The sequence below is a fragment of the Hydrogenophaga sp. PML113 genome, from assembly GCF_001777155.1.
Lineage (GTDB): Bacteria > Pseudomonadota > Gammaproteobacteria > Burkholderiales > Burkholderiaceae_C > Hydrogenophaga > Hydrogenophaga borbori.
In genome coordinates this window covers 298,922-313,534 of the sequence record NZ_MIYM01000006.1, presented here as the reverse complement: position 1 = coordinate 313,534, position 14,613 = coordinate 298,922, and the positions used below count along the sequence as shown (strand labels likewise).

Genomic DNA, 14,613 nt, shown 5'->3' with positions numbered 1-14,613 from the left:
CGGGGTGGCCGAGTGTCGCCGATGCTGTGTCGCGGCGCCCGCGCGCGCCTGTGCTCCCGCCGGTGGACAACGCCCTGGCGGCGCATCGCGCGCGATCGAGGATCGCTTGGCCCACCCAGCCGCCGGCCGAATCGCCGTGATAGCGTAGCGGGCCGAACGACTTCGCCAGGAGCCCCGCATGCCCCCCACCCATGGCCCCCTCGCCGCGCCGGTCACGCGCCGCACCAGCCTGGCCCTGCTGGCCGCCTCCACCCGGCCACGCTGAGCACGACCCGCGGCCCCGGCATGTCGCTCGACACCGTCCTCAGCCACAGCATTCCCTTGCGCCACCCCGGCGGGCCCAGGGCCGACGGCTGCGCCCTCGTGCTCATGGGCGGCGGCGCGCGGACCGCCTACCAGGCCGGCGTGCTCAAGGCCGTGGCCGCCATGCTGCCCGAGGGCGGCGCGGCCTTTCCCTTCCGCTGGCTGTTCGGCACCTCGGCCGGCGCCCTCAACGCCAGCTTCCTGGCCTGCCGCGCGGACGATGGCGCCGCCGCGCTGCCCGCGCTCGGCGAGTTCTGGCTGAAACTGCGCTCCGACCAGGTCTACCGCCTGGAAGCGCCCACCTGGGTGCGCGCCAGTCGCGTGCTCGCGGGTTGGACGCTGGCGCGCCAGGTCAAGCGCCACCGCGCCCTGCTCGACACCCTGCCGCTGGTGAACACCCTGCACCGCCACATCGATCTGCAAGGGCTGGAGACGGCGCTGGAGCGCGGCGCGATCGACGTGCTCGGCGTGACCGCGTCGAGCTACTCCACCGGCGAACACTGGACCTTCTGCCAGACCCGTGCCGACAGCACGGTGCCCACCTGGCACCGGCCCGGGCGGCGCGCCGAGTTCCAGCCCATCACCATCGAACACCTGATGGCCTCCAGCGCCATTCCCTTCCTGTTCCCGGCCGTGCCCCTGTGGGTGAGCGGCCACCGCGAGCACTTCGGCGACGGCTCCATGCGCCAGCTCTCGCCGCTGTCGCCCGCCATCCAGTTCGGCGCGCGCCGCATCCTGGTCGTCGGCGTGGGCCAGCCGCAGCGCGCGGGCCTGGCCGGGCGGCACGACACCGCCGAACTCACGGCGGGCACCATCGCCGGCCACGCCATGGCCAGCGTCTTCCACGACACCCTGCAGGCCGACGTGGAGCAGACCATGCGTGTGAGCCAGACCCTGGCGCGACTGCCACCCGAGGTCTCGACCCTGTTGCCCTACCACCCGGTGGAGGTGATGGCCATCCAGCCCAGCGTGTCGCTCGACGAACTCGCGCTCAAGCACGTGAACGAACTGCCCGTGACCACGCGCCACACGCTCATCGGCCTGGGCGCGCTGGACACGCGGCGCGGCGCCAATGCCAGCGCCGCCGCCCTGGCCAGCTACCTGCTGTTCGAGCCCGGCTTCGTGCACGCGCTCATGGCCCTGGGCGAGCACGACGCCTGGCGCCGCCAGGACGAGCTGAAGGCCTTCCTGGCGCCCGCTGGCCGCCCCGCGGCGTCAGACCCGGTGCGATAATCGCGGCCGTTTTGCACACGGAGCCCTTGATGGACAGCACACCCCCCAGTCGTGTGCTTTCAGCCCTCCCCGCGACCGTCTGAGCAGCGCCCCGACGCTGCGGCCTGGACGGGCGGCTGGCTGAAAGCGCCACCGAACCCGCCGGCCGGATTCCCGGCCACCGCCAGACCGCCACCGACACGCAGGAGCGCGCCATGCTCAATGTCTTCACCCTGGCCAACGGCCGCCTCTTCCAGGAAGAGATCGAGTCCCTGGAAGAGCTCGCCAAGTTCAAGCCCATCTGGGTCGACCTGGAAGACCCCACCCCCGAAGAACGCCGCTGGGTCAAGCAGCATTTCGGCCTGTCCATCCCGGAAGACGCGATGGACGAGGACATCGAGGAGTCGGCGCGCTTCTTCGAGGAGGACAACGGCGAGCTGCACGTGCGCAGCGACTTCCTCATCGACGACGACGAAGACCCGCGCGCGGTGCGCGTGGCCTTCATCCTCAACGAGCACAACGACTCGCTCAAGAGCCGCGGCGTGCTGTTCTCCATCCACGACGAAGACGTGCCCGTGTTCCGCCTGCTGCGCATGCGCGCGCGGCGCATGCCCGGCCTGATCGACGACGCCAAGGACGTGCTGCTGATGCTGTTCGACGCCGACGCCGAGTACTGCGCCGACACGCTGGAGGACATCTACGACGACCTGGAAACGGTGAGCGCCAAGGTGCTGTCCAGCGAGGCCAGCGACTCGGCCCTGGGCGAGGCGCTGTCGGCCATCGCGCGCCACGAGGACATGTCGGGCCGCATCCGCCGCAACGTCATGGACACGCGCCGCGCGGTGAGCTTCATGATGCGCAGCCGCCTGCTGAGCGCCGAGCAGTTCGAGGACGCGCGCCAGATCCTGCGCGACCTCGACTCGCTCGACGGTCACACGGCCTTCCTGTTCGACAAGATCAACTTCCTGATGGACGCCACGGTCGGCTTCATCAACATCAACCAGAACAAGATCATCAAGATCTTCTCGGTGGCCAGCGTGTCGCTGCTGCCACCGACGCTGGTGGCCAGCAGCTACGGCATGAACTTCCAGTTCATGCCCGAGCTGACCTGGCGCTTCGGCTACCCGCTGGCGATCGGGCTGATGGTGCTGTCGGCCGTGGTGCCGATGCTGTACTTCAGGAAAAGGGGTTGGCTACGCTGACTCGCCGAGCAGGCGCTCGACGATGGCCACGCTGTAGCGGCTCGCCACCTGCGTGAGGAAGCGCGGGAAGTCCACGTGGGCCGCGTCGTCGGCGCGGTCGGAGATGGTGCGCACCACCGCCAGCGGCACGCCGAAATCCGCGCACACCTGGGCCACGGCCGCGCTCTCCATGTCCACGGCCAGCGCGTCCGGCAGCTCGCGCTGCAGGGCCTGGCTCTCGGCGGTGCGCGACACAAAGCGATCGCCCGTCAGGAGCAGGCCCCGGTGCACGCGCGAGTCGTCCAGGCCGAAGGCCTCGACCGCCGCGGTGCCCAGCGCGGCTGGGGCTTCGCGCAGCGTGGCCTCGCAGGCGCGCGCCAGGCGATCGCTCAGGGCACCGTCGGTGGCGAAGCGCGAGCGCCCGTAACCCGGCACCTCGTGGCGCGGAAAGACCGGCGAAGCGTCCATGTCGTGCTGCAGCAGTTCGGCCGCCACCACCACGTCGCCCACCTTCACGCCTGCGCCCAGGCCGCCAGCCACGCCCGTCATCACGACGGCGCTGGCGCCGAAGCGCGCGATCAGCAGCGCGGTGGTGGTGGCCGCCGCCGCCTTGCCGATGCCCGAGAGCACCGCCACCACCTCCTGCCCATGCAGGTGGCCGCGCCAGAAGCCGCGCCCGGCGAACGCGGTGCGCTGCTCGTCGGGCAGCAGCGCGAGCACGGCCTCGAGCTCCTGCGGCAGGGCGCTGACCAGCGCAAGCGTCATGCCGGCTCAGCGCTTCACTTGTCGCGCAGCTCGCGGCGCAGGATCTTGCCCACCGGCGTCTTGGGCAGATCGGTACGGAACTCGATCACGCGCGGCTGCTTGTAGCCGGTGAGGTTGGCGCGGCAGAACTCGCGCACCTGCTCCTCGGTGAGCGACGGGTCCTTCTTCACGATCACCAGCTTCACGGCTTCGCCGGTCTTGTCGTCCGGCACGCCCACGACGGCGCACTCCAGCACGCCGGGCAACTGCGCGACCACGTCCTCGACCTCGTTCGGGTAGACGTTGAAACCGCTGACCAGCACCATGTCCTTCTTGCGGTCCACGATCTTGAAGTAGCCGCGCTCGTCCATGATCCCGATGTCGCCGCTCTTGAAGTAGCCGTCGGGCGTCATGACCTTGGCGGTCTCGTCGGGGCGCTGCCAATAGCCCGCCATCACCTGCGGGCCGTGGATCGCGATCTCGCCGGGTTGGCCCACGGGCACCTCGCGGCCCTCGTCGTCCAGGCACTTCAGGCGCGTATTGGGCAGGGGCACGCCGATGGTGCCGGTGTACTCGGTGCTGGTGGTGGGGTTGCAGGTGGCCGAGGGGCTGGTTTCGGACAGGCCGTAGCCTTCGCAGATCGGGCAGCCGGTTTTCTCGAGCCAGCGCTTGGCCACCGCGCCCTGCACCGCCATGCCGCCGCCCACCGAGACCTTCAGGTGGCTCCAGTCCACGGTGTTGAAGTCGGGGTGGTTGGCCAGGCCGTTGAACAGCGTGTTCACCGCGGGAAAGCTGTGGAAGCGGTGCTTGCTCAGCTCCTTGAGCACCGCGGGCAGGTCGCGCGGGTTGGGGATGAGGATGGTCTTGCCGCCCACGCGCAGGCTCAGCATCATGTTCACGGTGAACGCGAAGATGTGGTACAGCGGCAGCGCGCACACGCTGGTGGGCTGCTCGCCGGCCGGGACCTTCTTCATCACCGGGTCGTTCCAGGCCTCGGACTGCAGCACGTTGGCGATGATGTTGCGGTGCAGGAGCACCGCGCCTTTGCTCACGCCCGTGGTGCCGCCGGTGTACTGCAGCACGGCCATGTCGTCGGCCTTGATCTCGGGCCTCTTGAACGCGCCGCGCGCGCCGCGCGCAAGGGCGTCGTTGAAGCGCACCGCCTGCGGCAGGTTGAAGGCCGGCACCATCTTCTTGACCTTGCGCACCACGTAGTTCACCAGGCCGCCCTTGAGCAAGCCCAGCATGTCGCCCATGGCCGCGAGCACCACGTGCTTCACCGGCGTGGCCGCGATGCACTGCTCCAGCGTGCGGGCGAAGTTCTCGATGATGACGATGGCCTTGGCGCCCGAGTCCTTGAGCTGGTGCTCCAGTTCGCGCGCGGTGTACAGCGGGTTCACGTTCACCACCACCAGACCCGCGCGCAGGATGCCCGCGACGACCACCGGGTACTGCGGCACGTTGGGCATCATGATCGCCACGCGGTCGCCCTTCACCAGACCCAGGCCCTGCAGGTAGGCCGCCACGGACTGCGAGGCCGCGTCGGTCTGCGCGAAGCTCACGTCCTTGCCCATGAAGCTGTAGGCGGTCCGCTCGCCGAAGCGCCGGAAGCTCTCCTCCATCAGGTGCACCAGCGAGGGGTACTGGTTCACGTCGATGTCGGCGGGCACCCCTTCGGGGTAAGCGGCGAGCCAGGGGCGGTCGGCGGTGGCGGTCGGCATGCAGGTCTCCTCTCGTTGTGCGCCCGGCGGGCGAGGTCTCACTCCACGGCTTTGGTGATGTCCTCGACGACTTTCTTGGCGTCGCCGAAGACCATCATGGTCTTGTCCATGTAGAACAGTTCGTTGTCCAGGCCCGCGTAGCCCGCGGCCATGGAGCGCTTGTTCACGATCACGGTCTTGGCTTTGTAGGCCTCCAGGATGGGCATGCCGTAGATGGGGCTGCCCTTCTGCAGCGCCAGCGGGTTCACCACGTCGTTGGCACCCAGCACGATGGCCACGTCCGCCTGCCCGAACTCGCCGTTGATGTCTTCCATCTCGAACACCTGGTCGTAAGGCACCTCGGCCTCGGCCAGCAGCACGTTCATGTGACCCGGCATGCGCCCGGCCACGGGGTGGATCGCGTACTTCACCGTGATGCCCTTGTGCGTGAGCTTCTCGGCCAGTTCCTTCACCGCGTGCTGCGCGCGCGCCACCGCCAGGCCGTAGCCCGGCACGATGACCACGGTTTCGGCGTTGCCCAGGATGAAGGCCACGTCGTCGGCGCTGCCGCTCTTGGCGGTGCGCTGCACGCCGCTGGTGGCCGCCGCGCCGGCCTCGCCGCCGAAGCCGCCCAGGATGACGCTGATGAACGAGCGGTTCATGGCCTTGCACATGATGTAGCTCAGGATCGCGCCCGAGCTGCCCACCAGCGAGCCGGCGATGATCAGCATGCTGTTGTTCAGGCTGAAGCCGATGCCCGCCGCCGCCCAGCCCGAGTAGCTGTTGAGCATGGAGACCACGACCGGCATGTCGGCGCCACCGATGGGGATGATGATGAGCACGCCCAGAATGAAGCCCAGGGCGATCACCAGCACGATGTCCATCCAGCTCTGCGAATGCCAGAAGCCGAAGATGAAGAACGCCGTGGCCAGGCCCAGCAGCAGATTGAGTTTGTGCTGCCCGGCGAAAGTGACGGGCGCGCCCTGGAACAGGCGGAACTTGTACTTGCCCGAGAGCTTGCCGAAGGCGATGACCGAGCCGCTGAAGGTGACCGCGCCAATGAAGGCGCCCAGGGCCAGCTCGATGCGGTTGCCGCCCGGGATGGACTGGCCGTGCGCGGCGATGCCGAAGGCCCAGGGCTCGGCCACCACGGCCACGGCGATGCACACCGCCGCCAGGCCGATCATGCTGTGCATGAAGGCCACCAGCTCGGGCATCTTGGTCATCTCGACCTTCTTGGCCATGTAAGCGCCCACGCCGCCGCCGACCACCAGGCCGCCGAGCACGTAAACCATGCCCTGGGCCTTGCCGCCCGCGAGTTCGACGATGAGCGCGGCGGTGGTGAGCACGGCGATGGCCATGCCCGTCATGCCGAAGACGTTGCCCCGGATGGAGGTGGTGGGGTGCGACAGACCCTTCAGGGCCTGGATGAAGCAGACCGAGGCGATCAGGTACAGCAGGACGACCAGGTTCATGCTCATGCTTTGTCTCCCGCGGCCGGGGCCTTCTTCTCTTTCTTCTTGAACATCTCCAGCATGCGGCGCGTGACCAGGAAGCCGCCGAAGACGTTGACGGCCGCCAGCGCCACGGCCAGCACGCCCATGGTCTTGCCCAGCGGGGTTTCGGTGAGCGCGGCGGCCAGCATGGCGCCCACGATCACGATGGCCGAGATGGCGTTGGTCACGGCCATGAGCGGCGTGTGCAGCGCGGGCGTCACCGTCCACACCACGTGGTAGCCCACGTAGATGGCCAGCACGAAGATGATGAGGTTGATGAGGGTGGGAGAGACGGCGTCCATGGGCGGCTCCTAGGTTTTCTTGATCTCGGTGATGCGGTTGCCTTCACCCAGCAGCACCACGCGCGGCTTCCAGCCCGGCACCGCGCTGTCGGCCACCGGCGAGTAGGTGCAGATGATCAGCAGGTCGCCCACATGGGCCTTGCGCGCGGCCGCGCCGTTGAGTGAGATGGCGCCCGAGCCGCGCGCGGCCTTGATGATGTAGGTGGAGAAACGCTCGCCGTTGTTGACGTTGTAGAGCTCGATCTTCTCGAACTCCCGCATGTCGGCGGCGTCCAGCAGGTCTTCGTCAATGCCGCAGGAACCTTCGTAGTGCAGGTCGGCTTCGGTCACGGTGGCGCGGTGCAGCTTGGCCCGCAGCATCACGCGGCTGGCGGTGTCGCTCATTTGCGCTTGACCTCGCCGGCTTGGGTCATGAGACAGGCGACGACAATGTCGTCGTCCAGCGGCACCTGCACGGCCGCGGCGTCCTTCGGCAGCACGAGCTTGAGGAAGTCGAGCACGTTGCGCGCGTACAGCGCGGAGGCGTCGGCCGCCACCAGCGCGGGCAGGTTGGTCTCGCCGATGATCGTCACGCCGTGCTTCACGACCGTCTTGTCGGCTTCGGTGAGCGGGCAGTTGCCGCCGACGCTGCCATCGGCATTGGCGGGCCCCTTGCCCGCCGCGATGTCCACGATCACCGACCCCGGCTTCATGCTTTTCACCATCTCTTCGGTGATCAGCGTGGGCGCCGCGCGGCCGGGAATGAGCGCGGTGGAGATCACCACGTCGGCCATGGCCACGCGCTTGGCCACCTCGGCGGCCTGGCGCTGCAGCCAGCTCGGCGGCATGGGCTTAGCGTAGCCGCCCACGCCCTCGGCCGCTTCCTTCTCCTCCGGCGTTTCATAGGGCACGTCGATGAACTTGCCACCCAGGGACTCAATCTGCTCCTTCACGCTGGGGCGCACGTCGCTGGCCTCGATAACCGCGCCCAGGCGCTTGGCCGTGGCGATGGCCTGCAGGCCCGCCACGCCCACGCCCAGGATGACCACACGCGCGGCCTTCACGGTGCCGGCGGCCGTCATGAGCATGGGGAAGAAGCGCGGGTAGGCGTTGGCCGCGAGCATCACGGCCTTGTAGCCGGCGATGTTGGCCTGCGAGGACAGCACGTCCATGCTCTGCGCGCGCGTGGTGCGCGGCGCGGCCTCCAGCGCGAAGCCGGTGAGCCCGGCCGCGGCCAGGGCCCGCAGGCCTTCGGCGTCGAAGGGGTTGAGCATGCCGACCAGGGTGGCGCCGGCTTTCATCAGCGGCAGTTCGCTGGCCTGCGGACTGCGCACCTTGAGCACGAGGTCAGCGCCCAGGGCGCCGGCGGCGTCGGTGATCTGCGCACCCGCCGCTTCGTACGCGGCGTCGGTGGCGCTGGCGTGCAGGCCGGCGCCGGCCTGCACACGCACCACATGGCCTTGGGCCACCAGCTTCTTTGCCGTCTCCGGCGTCACGGCCACACGGGTCTCGCCCGCCACGGTTTCGGCGGGTACGCCAATGAGCATGGGTGTCTCCTCGCGCTCGGTTCAAAAATCAACGGGCGAGCTTAACTGAAAGCCTGTCGCGAACGGCGGCCCGCCCATAATCGCAGCCCATGACTTCCCGCTGGGCACCGAGCGTCACCGTGGCCTGCCTCGCCGAGCGCGACGGCCGCTACCTGTTGGTCGAAGAGCACACCCCCGAAGGCCTGCGCCTGAACAACCCGGCGGGCCACCTGGAGCCGGGCGAAAGCCTGGTGCAGGCCGCGGCGCGCGAGGCGCTGGAGGAAACCGCGCACCCCTTCGCGCCCGAGGCGCTGGTGGGCGTGTACCTGGCGCGCTTCGAGCGGGCCAACGAGTCCATCACCTACCTGCGTTTCGCTTTCTGCGGCGCCGTGGGCGAGGCCGTGGCCGGCCGCGCGCTCGATCGCGGCATCGTGCGCACCTGCTGGCTCACGCCGGACGAGGTGCGCGCCTCAGCCGCGCGGCACCGCAGCCCCCTGGTGCTGCGCTGCATCGAGGACCACCTGGCCGGCCGCCGGCTGCCACTGGACGGGCTGCACACCCACCCCAGCGTGTTCGGTGGCTGAAGGCGCCAGCGGCAGCCAGAGCGAGAAGCAGCTGCCGCGCCCCGGGCGCGAGCGCACCGACAGCTCCAGACCCAGCAGCAGCGCGGTCTGCTTGACGATGACCAGACCCAGCCCGACCCCGCTGTCGGTTTCGGTGCCGGGCTCGCCCCGGAAGTGCCGCTGGAACACCTGCGCCTCGGGCTCCGGCGGCAGCCCACCGCCGGTGTCCCACACCTGCAGCAAGGCGCCCCGGCGCCGCACGCGGCACGACACCAGCACGCCACCCGCCTCGGTGTAAGCCACGGCGTTGCTCACCAGGTTGAAGACCAGGCGCTGCAACAGCCGCGCGTCCGTGCTGACCAGGGTCAGGCAGGGCGTGACCGACCAGCGCAGTCCCTTGGCCCGGGCCTGCGGCCCGAAGGTGCCGTCCACCTGCTCCATCAGGGGCTCCAGCGAGAAGGTCGCGGGCTGCGGCCGCAGCGAGCCGGTTTCCAGCCGGGCCACGGTCATCACCGCGTCGAGCAGGCGATCGGCCGTCTCCAGCCCGGCCTTCATCTGCTGCAGCAGGGGCCCCGGGTAGCGCAGCGGGCGCTGGCGCTCCAGCGATTCGGCCGCGAGCGTGATGGCGTAGAGCGGCTGGCGCATGTCGTGGCTCACGGCGGCGAGGAAGCGCGACTTTTCGTCGGTGGCGCGACGCGCCATGTCGCGCTCGAGCTCGGTGCGCAGGCGGTCCGCCTGCGCGCGCTCGGCGGCCTGGCGCTCGACGCGGAAGCGGTCCGCCAGCGCGAAGGACAGCAGCACCATCTCGAGCGCGGCGCCGATGGGCAGCGCGTTGACCACCAGGGGATGGCCCGGCAGCCAGCCCAGGCGATAGAACACGTAGAGCAGCGCGCTCACCCACAGGCAGGCCCAGGCCACGGTGAAGGGCAGCGCGGCCGGGCGGCGTTCGCGCAGGCCGTCGAACGCCATGGCCACCAGCATCAGCGTGGTCGCGGCGACCGCCCAGGGCACCAAGCGCTGGCCGGGCGACAGCGGCGGGAGCAGGTTGAGGAGAAAGACCACGCCCCAGCCCCAGGTGAGCCGGCGCGCGGCGCGGTCCAGCCGCGGCGCGTGCGCGGCGGTCTGCAGGAAGCGGCGCGCGAAGGGCAGCAAGAGGCCGCCGCCCAGCGCCAGCGACAGGTTGACCACGTAGTGCTGCAGCAGCGCCCCGCCCGGCCACAGGTACTGGGCCAGGAAGCCCTGGTTGCCGAACTGCCAGACCCCCAGCGCGCTGACCAGGCCCACGTAATAGAGGTAGGCGCGGTCGCGGATGCTGAAGTACAGCATGGCGTTGTAGAGGATCAGGCCGGCGAGCAAGCCGAAGAAAACACCGTGCAGGCCATAGACCCACTGGTCCTGCCGCGCCAGCGCCTCGCGCGGCCACAGGCTGACCGGCAGCTGGGCCATGCCGTCGGTGCGCACGCGCATGTAGACCGGGGTATCGGCGCCGAGCGCCAGCGTGAGTGGGATCACCGGCAGGCGGTGTGAGTGGGCGCGCCGCCCGGGCGGCAGGCTGTCGCCGCTGAGGCCCAGGCGCACGGCCTGGCCCGGCGGGCCGGACCAGAGTTCGACCAGGTCCAGGTTGGCGTTGTCTACCACCCACATCCAATGGGCGGGCGCGTCGGCGCCGGCGTGCAGCACCACGCGAAACCACAGGTCGAAGGAGCCCTGGCCCAGGTTGCCCGCTTGCCAGGCCGGCGGCAGGGGCTCGAAATCGGCGTCGGCCGCGTCGGCGGCGTCGGGGCGCCAGGGATGCGCGCGGTTGTCGAGGAACTGCAGCTCGGGCGTGAGGGCGACGGCGCTGTCCGGGGCGCTCAGCGCCACCCGCTCAGGCAGTGGCGAGGCGGCGCAGGGCAGCAGCACGAGCCACAGCCAGACCCAGGCCATGCCCCGCCGCCATCCCTGACCGACTGGCGCCCCACCGTGCATCGTCACCCCGCGACACGCGCGGCCCGCGGGGGGCGGGCCGACCGAGCAGGGACCAGTATTCGGGCCGCGCGCGACCGCCTCAATACTGCGACGGCACTAGTTCCGGGGGGAGTATGCGCGCCGGGCGGAGGGGCCTCAGGCCGCCAGCGCCGCGGCCGGGCCGTAGGCCTCGTCGCCCGAGGCCGCCTCGGTGAGGATCACACCACCACCCAGGCAGACTTCGCCGTCATACAGCACGGCGCTCTGGCCGGGTGTGACCGCCCACTGCGGCTGTTCGAAGCGCAGCACGAAACCGGCCCCGCCCAGGGGCTCCATGGCGCAGGGCGCGTCGGCCTGGCGGTAGCGCGTCTTGGCGGCCATGGCGCCGGCCGTCGGCGGCTCGCCGGCCACCCAGCTCGCGTCGTGCGCGCGCAGGCGCGGCGTCAGCAGCCAGGGGTGGTCGTGCCCCTGCACGGCCCACAAGGTATTGCGCGCGATGTCCTTGCGCGCAACGAACCAGGGCTCGTGCTCGCTGCCGCCCTTCTGCGCGCCCTTGGCCCGCACGCCGCCGATGCCCAGCCCCTGGCGCTGGCCCAGGGTGTAGAAGCTCAGGCCCACGTGTTCGCCGATGGTGCGGCCGCGCTCGTCCTTGATGGGGCCGGGCGCGCTGGCGATGTAGCGGTTGAGGAACTCGCGGAAGGGCCGCTCGCCGATGAAGCAGATGCCGGTGCTGTCCTTCTTCTTGGCATTGGGCAGGCCGATCTCGGCCGCGAGGCGGCGCACCTCGGTCTTGGGCAGCTCGCCCACCGGGAACATCGTCTTGGCGAGCTGGGCCTGGGTGAGGCGGTGCAGGAAGTAGCTCTGGTCCTTCAGCGGGTCCAGGCCCTTGAGCAGTTGGTGCCGCACACCCGCGCCATCGCGCGCGCTGGCGCGCGAGGTGCCGTCCGACCCCACGGGCTCGCCCGTGTCGGCGGCCACGCAGCGCACACGGGCGTAATGCCCGGTGGCGATCTTCTCGGCGCCCAGGCGCATGGCGTGGTCCAGGAAGGCCTTGAACTTGATCTCGGCGTTGCAGAGGATGTCGGGGTTGGGGGTGCGCCCGGCCTGGTACTCGCGCAGGAACTCGGCGAACACGCGGTCCTTGTACTCGGCGGCGAAGTTGACGTGCTCGACGTCGATGCCGATCACGTCGGCCACGCTGGCGGCGTCCAGCCAGTCCTGGCGGCTGGAGCAGTACTCGCTGCCGTCGTCGTCCTCCCAGTTCTTCATGAAGATGCCGACGACCTCGTGGCCCTGCTGTTTGAGCAGGTACGCGCTCACCGCGGAGTCCACTCCCCCGCTCAAACCCACCACCACTCGATGCTTCGCTGCCATGGGGCGGATTATCCCAGCGGCCCGGCAACCCTGGCGCGCGCGGGGCCGCGCCGCTTAAGGCGCATTTCAGCCGGCCCGGCTGCAATGGCGGCGCCCGCATGTGCGGGCGTCACTCCCCGCATCTCCATGAAAGCTCTCGCCATCGCCACCACCACCCTGGCCCTGTTCGCCGCCGGCAACGCCCTGGCAAGCCCCACCTGCGCGCCCAGCAAAGAGGGCTGGAAGCCGGAGGCCGACTTCAAGAAGGACCTGCAAGCCCAGGGCTACCAGATCAAGACCTTCAAGGTCACCAAGGGCAATTGCTACGAAATCTACGGCCACGACAAGGCCGGCAAGAAGGTCGAGATTTACTTCGACCCGGTGTCGGGCAAACCGGTCAAATCCCAATGAACACGCCGCCGAGCGCCGAGCGGGTCTGGGACCCGTTCGTGCGCGTCTTCCACTGGTCTCTGGTGAGCACCGTGGTGCTGAACCAATGGGTGCTGGAAGAAGGCGAGCGGCCGCACCGCTGGCTGGGCTACGCGGCCGCGGCCCTGGTGCTGCTGCGCGTGGTCTGGGGCTTCATCGGCCCGCGCTACGCGCGCTTCAGCGACTTCTGGCCCACGCCCACGCGCCTGCGCCACCACCTGCGCGCCTGGTTCCGGGGCGATGAAATGCACGTCCCCGGCCACAACCCCCTGGGCGCGCTGATGATGCTGGCGCTCATGCTGCTGGTGCTGCTGCTGGGCCTCACGGGCTGGCTGCAGGGCACCGACCGCTTCTGGGGCAACGAGGCCCTGCGCGAGGCGCACGAGAGCCTGGCCGACGGCCTCATCGGGCTGGCCGGCCTGCACGCCGCGGCGGCCATCGTGATGGGCCGCCTGGAGCGCACCCGCCTGGTCAAGGCCATGGTCACCGGCGTGAAAGAGCGCTACTGAACCGGTCGCGGCGGCCCAGGGCCTAGACTGCCGCCATGCCCGAGCGCCCGACCATCGCCCCCGACGAGGTGGCCTTCACCGCCATCCGCGCCCAGGGCGCGGGCGGCCAGAACGTCAACAAGGTCAGCAACGCCGTGCACCTGCGCTTCGTGGTGCGCGCCTCCTCGCTGCCCGAGGCGGTGAAGGCGCGCCTGCTGGCGCTCAGCGACACCCGCCTGACGCAGGATGGCGTGATCGTCATCAAGGCCCAGGGCAGCCGCAGTCTGGAGCAGAACAAGGCCGAGGCCCTGGCGCGACTGCAGGCCATGGTGGACGCGGTGGCCGTGCCACCCAAGGCGCGCCGCGCCACGCGGCCCACGCGCGCCTCGCGCGAGCGGCGCCTGGAGGGCAAGGCGCAGCGATCGGCCACCAAGCAGGCGCGCGGCCGCCCGCGCGGGCTGGACTGAGCGTTCCATCCCCCGCCCGGGGGAGGCTTAAGGTCCTTTTAGGAAGCGCTTAAGCGCAATTTAGCGGCGCGACCGGGGGGCTTTCACGAGACTTCCGGGCATGGACGAGCGGCGCATGGGGCGCCGCCGCCACCGCCGAGCGCCGGGCGTCACCGGTGCCCAAGGACCTCCCACCATGCATTCCCATTCGATCGAAATCGCCGCCATCGCCGCCGCCGCCCGCGCGGGCGAAGGCCGCTTCAACCTGTACGCCGGCATCCACAAGGCGCTGCGCGCCATGATGGCCGACACCCTGCTCGCCCTCGGCCGCGCCGACCCCACCGACGAGGCCGAGGTGCACGACGCCGCTGACCGCACCATCGAACTGATGGAGATGTTCGAGCGCCACCTGGACCACGAGAACCGGTTCATCCACCCCGCGCTGCGGGCCCGCTGCCCCGGCGTGTGCGATGCCGTCGCCGAGGAGCACGAGGACCACCTGCGCCACACCGCCCAGCTGCGCGGGGCCGCGCGCGCCCTGGCCGCCGTGCCGGCCGACGAGCGCGCCGGCGCGATGCACGCGCTGTACCTGGCGCTGGCCCTGTTCGTGGCCGACAACCTGCGGCACATGCACGCCGAGGAAACGGCGCACAACGGCGCACTCTGGGCCACCTACAACGACTTCGAACTGCTGGCCCTGCACGACGAGCTGGTGGCCAGCATCCCGCCGCAGGAGATGATGACCGTCGCGCGCTGGATGCTGCCCGCGTCGAACGCCATCGAGCGCTGCCTGATGGTGAACGACATGCAAGCCAAGGCGCCCGCGCCGGCGGTGGCCGCCGTGCTGGACCTGGCGCGCGCCCACCTGAGCCCGCGCGACTGGGCCAAGCTGGCGCGTGGCATGAACCTGCCGCCCGTGCCCGGGCTGGTGAGCGCCTGAGCCG

The 14,613-nt window shown here is 70.3% G+C and carries 15 protein-coding genes; 7 read left to right on the top strand and 8 right to left on the bottom strand.

Features of this window, described 5'->3' with window-relative positions; translation table 11 throughout:
• Positions 1 to 285: 285 nt before the first annotated feature.
• Positions 286 to 1,536, top strand: coding sequence for a patatin-like phospholipase family protein (locus tag BHU06_RS14160; protein WP_070399821.1), 1,251 nt, complete (start codon positions 286 to 288; stop codon positions 1,534 to 1,536).
• A 194-nt stretch (positions 1,537 to 1,730) separates the two neighbouring features.
• Positions 1,731 to 2,717: a magnesium/cobalt transporter CorA gene (gene corA / locus BHU06_RS14155; protein WP_070399820.1), complete on the top strand. Its 987-nt coding sequence runs from the start codon at positions 1,731 to 1,733 to the stop codon at positions 2,715 to 2,717.
• Here the strand turns inward: corA and BHU06_RS14150 are convergent.
• The 6 genes from BHU06_RS14150 to BHU06_RS14125 are packed head-to-tail and all read right to left on the bottom strand — an operon-like array spanning position 2,709 to position 8,464.
• Positions 2,709 to 3,461 carry a 5'-methylthioadenosine/adenosylhomocysteine nucleosidase gene (locus BHU06_RS14150; RefSeq protein WP_070399819.1) on the bottom strand — a complete coding sequence of 251 codons (753 nt, stop codon included), beginning with the start codon at positions 3,459 to 3,461 and terminating at the stop codon, positions 2,709 to 2,711. The genes corA and BHU06_RS14150 overlap by 9 nt on opposite strands.
• 14 nt (positions 3,462 to 3,475) lie before the next feature.
• Complete coding sequence (locus tag BHU06_RS14145; protein WP_070399818.1) at positions 3,476 to 5,161, bottom strand: long-chain-fatty-acid--CoA ligase; 1,686 nt, start codon at positions 5,159 to 5,161, stop codon at positions 3,476 to 3,478.
• A gap of 38 nt (positions 5,162 to 5,199) precedes the next feature.
• The gene (locus tag BHU06_RS14140) at positions 5,200 to 6,621 is read right to left on the bottom strand and encodes an NAD(P)(+) transhydrogenase (Re/Si-specific) subunit beta (protein ID WP_070399817.1); all 1,422 of its coding nucleotides are present in this window, start codon (positions 6,619 to 6,621) and stop codon (positions 5,200 to 5,202) included.
• Positions 6,618 to 6,938, bottom strand: coding sequence for an NAD(P) transhydrogenase subunit alpha (locus tag BHU06_RS14135; protein WP_070399816.1), 321 nt, complete (start codon positions 6,936 to 6,938; stop codon positions 6,618 to 6,620). Before BHU06_RS14135 ends, BHU06_RS14140 begins: the two co-directional genes overlap by 4 nt.
• A 9-nt stretch (positions 6,939 to 6,947) precedes the next feature.
• On the bottom strand, positions 6,948 to 7,322 hold the full coding sequence (gene panD, locus BHU06_RS14130; protein ID WP_070399815.1) for an aspartate 1-decarboxylase: 375 nt from the start codon (positions 7,320 to 7,322) through the stop codon (positions 6,948 to 6,950).
• Positions 7,319 to 8,464, bottom strand: coding sequence for a Re/Si-specific NAD(P)(+) transhydrogenase subunit alpha (locus tag BHU06_RS14125; RefSeq protein ID WP_070399814.1), 1,146 nt, complete (start codon positions 8,462 to 8,464; stop codon positions 7,319 to 7,321). Before BHU06_RS14125 ends, panD begins: the two co-directional genes overlap by 4 nt.
• Positions 8,465 to 8,553: 89 nt before the next feature.
• Here BHU06_RS14125 and BHU06_RS22150 point away from each other — a divergent pair, with 89 nt between their 5' ends.
• On the top strand, positions 8,554 to 9,027 hold the full coding sequence (locus tag BHU06_RS22150; protein WP_083293239.1) for an NUDIX hydrolase: 474 nt from the start codon (positions 8,554 to 8,556) through the stop codon (positions 9,025 to 9,027).
• On the opposite strand, the gene BHU06_RS14120 is transcribed toward BHU06_RS22150, so the two are convergent.
• Positions 8,914 to 10,932: a sensor histidine kinase gene (locus tag BHU06_RS14120; RefSeq protein WP_070399813.1), complete on the bottom strand. Its 2,019-nt coding sequence runs from the start codon at positions 10,930 to 10,932 to the stop codon at positions 8,914 to 8,916. The two genes, BHU06_RS22150 and BHU06_RS14120, sit on opposite strands and share 114 nt — an antisense overlap.
• A gap of 177 nt (positions 10,933 to 11,109) precedes the next feature.
• Positions 11,110 to 12,327, bottom strand: coding sequence for a tRNA 2-thiouridine(34) synthase MnmA (gene mnmA / locus BHU06_RS14115; RefSeq protein WP_070399812.1), 1,218 nt, complete (start codon positions 12,325 to 12,327; stop codon positions 11,110 to 11,112).
• Positions 12,328 to 12,453: 126 nt separating this feature from the next.
• Here mnmA and BHU06_RS14110 point away from each other — a divergent pair, with 126 nt between their 5' ends.
• From BHU06_RS14110 to BHU06_RS14095, 4 genes are all read left to right on the top strand, one after another.
• The gene (locus BHU06_RS14110; protein WP_070399811.1) at positions 12,454 to 12,717 is read left to right on the top strand and encodes a PepSY domain-containing protein; all 264 of its coding nucleotides are present in this window, start codon (positions 12,454 to 12,456) and stop codon (positions 12,715 to 12,717) included.
• The gene (locus BHU06_RS14105) at positions 12,714 to 13,244 is read left to right on the top strand and encodes a cytochrome b/b6 domain-containing protein (RefSeq protein ID WP_070399810.1); all 531 of its coding nucleotides are present in this window, start codon (positions 12,714 to 12,716) and stop codon (positions 13,242 to 13,244) included. The genes BHU06_RS14110 and BHU06_RS14105 overlap by 4 nt, the downstream gene beginning before the upstream one ends.
• A gap of 35 nt (positions 13,245 to 13,279) precedes the next feature.
• Positions 13,280 to 13,690 (top strand): alternative ribosome rescue aminoacyl-tRNA hydrolase ArfB, encoded by a 411-nt coding sequence (gene arfB, locus BHU06_RS14100; RefSeq protein WP_070399809.1) that lies wholly within the window; start codon positions 13,280 to 13,282, stop codon positions 13,688 to 13,690.
• Positions 13,691 to 13,865: 175 nt separating this feature from the next.
• The gene (locus tag BHU06_RS14095) at positions 13,866 to 14,609 is read left to right on the top strand and encodes a hemerythrin domain-containing protein (protein WP_070399808.1); all 744 of its coding nucleotides are present in this window, start codon (positions 13,866 to 13,868) and stop codon (positions 14,607 to 14,609) included.
• Positions 14,610 to 14,613 lie beyond the last annotated feature (4 nt).

Bases quoted from the DNA above. Each gene is read 5' to 3' on its own strand.
- BHU06_RS14160 (WP_070399821.1), top strand. From the start codon at position 286: ATGTCGCTCGACACCGTCCTCAGCCACAGCATTCCCTTGCGCCACCCC.
- corA (WP_070399820.1), top strand. From the start codon at position 1,731: ATGCTCAATGTCTTCACCCTGGCCAACGGCCGCCTCTTCCAGGAAGAG.
- BHU06_RS14150 (WP_070399819.1), bottom strand. From the start codon at position 3,461: ATGACGCTTGCGCTGGTCAGCGCCCTGCCGCAGGAGCTCGAGGCCGTG.
- BHU06_RS14145 (WP_070399818.1), bottom strand. From the start codon at position 5,161: ATGCCGACCGCCACCGCCGACCGCCCCTGGCTCGCCGCTTACCCCGAA.
- BHU06_RS14140 (WP_070399817.1), bottom strand. From the start codon at position 6,621: ATGAGCATGAACCTGGTCGTCCTGCTGTACCTGATCGCCTCGGTCTGC.
- BHU06_RS14135 (WP_070399816.1), bottom strand. From the start codon at position 6,938: ATGGACGCCGTCTCTCCCACCCTCATCAACCTCATCATCTTCGTGCTG.
- panD (WP_070399815.1), bottom strand. From the start codon at position 7,322: ATGAGCGACACCGCCAGCCGCGTGATGCTGCGGGCCAAGCTGCACCGC.
- BHU06_RS14125 (WP_070399814.1), bottom strand. From the start codon at position 8,464: ATGCTCATTGGCGTACCCGCCGAAACCGTGGCGGGCGAGACCCGTGTG.
- BHU06_RS22150 (WP_083293239.1), top strand. From the start codon at position 8,554: ATGACTTCCCGCTGGGCACCGAGCGTCACCGTGGCCTGCCTCGCCGAG.
- BHU06_RS14120 (WP_070399813.1), bottom strand. From the start codon at position 10,932: ATGGCCTGGGTCTGGCTGTGGCTCGTGCTGCTGCCCTGCGCCGCCTCG.
- mnmA (WP_070399812.1), bottom strand. From the start codon at position 12,327: ATGGCAGCGAAGCATCGAGTGGTGGTGGGTTTGAGCGGGGGAGTGGAC.
- BHU06_RS14110 (WP_070399811.1), top strand. From the start codon at position 12,454: ATGAAAGCTCTCGCCATCGCCACCACCACCCTGGCCCTGTTCGCCGCC.
- BHU06_RS14105 (WP_070399810.1), top strand. From the start codon at position 12,714: ATGAACACGCCGCCGAGCGCCGAGCGGGTCTGGGACCCGTTCGTGCGC.
- arfB (WP_070399809.1), top strand. From the start codon at position 13,280: ATGCCCGAGCGCCCGACCATCGCCCCCGACGAGGTGGCCTTCACCGCC.
- BHU06_RS14095 (WP_070399808.1), top strand. From the start codon at position 13,866: ATGCATTCCCATTCGATCGAAATCGCCGCCATCGCCGCCGCCGCCCGC.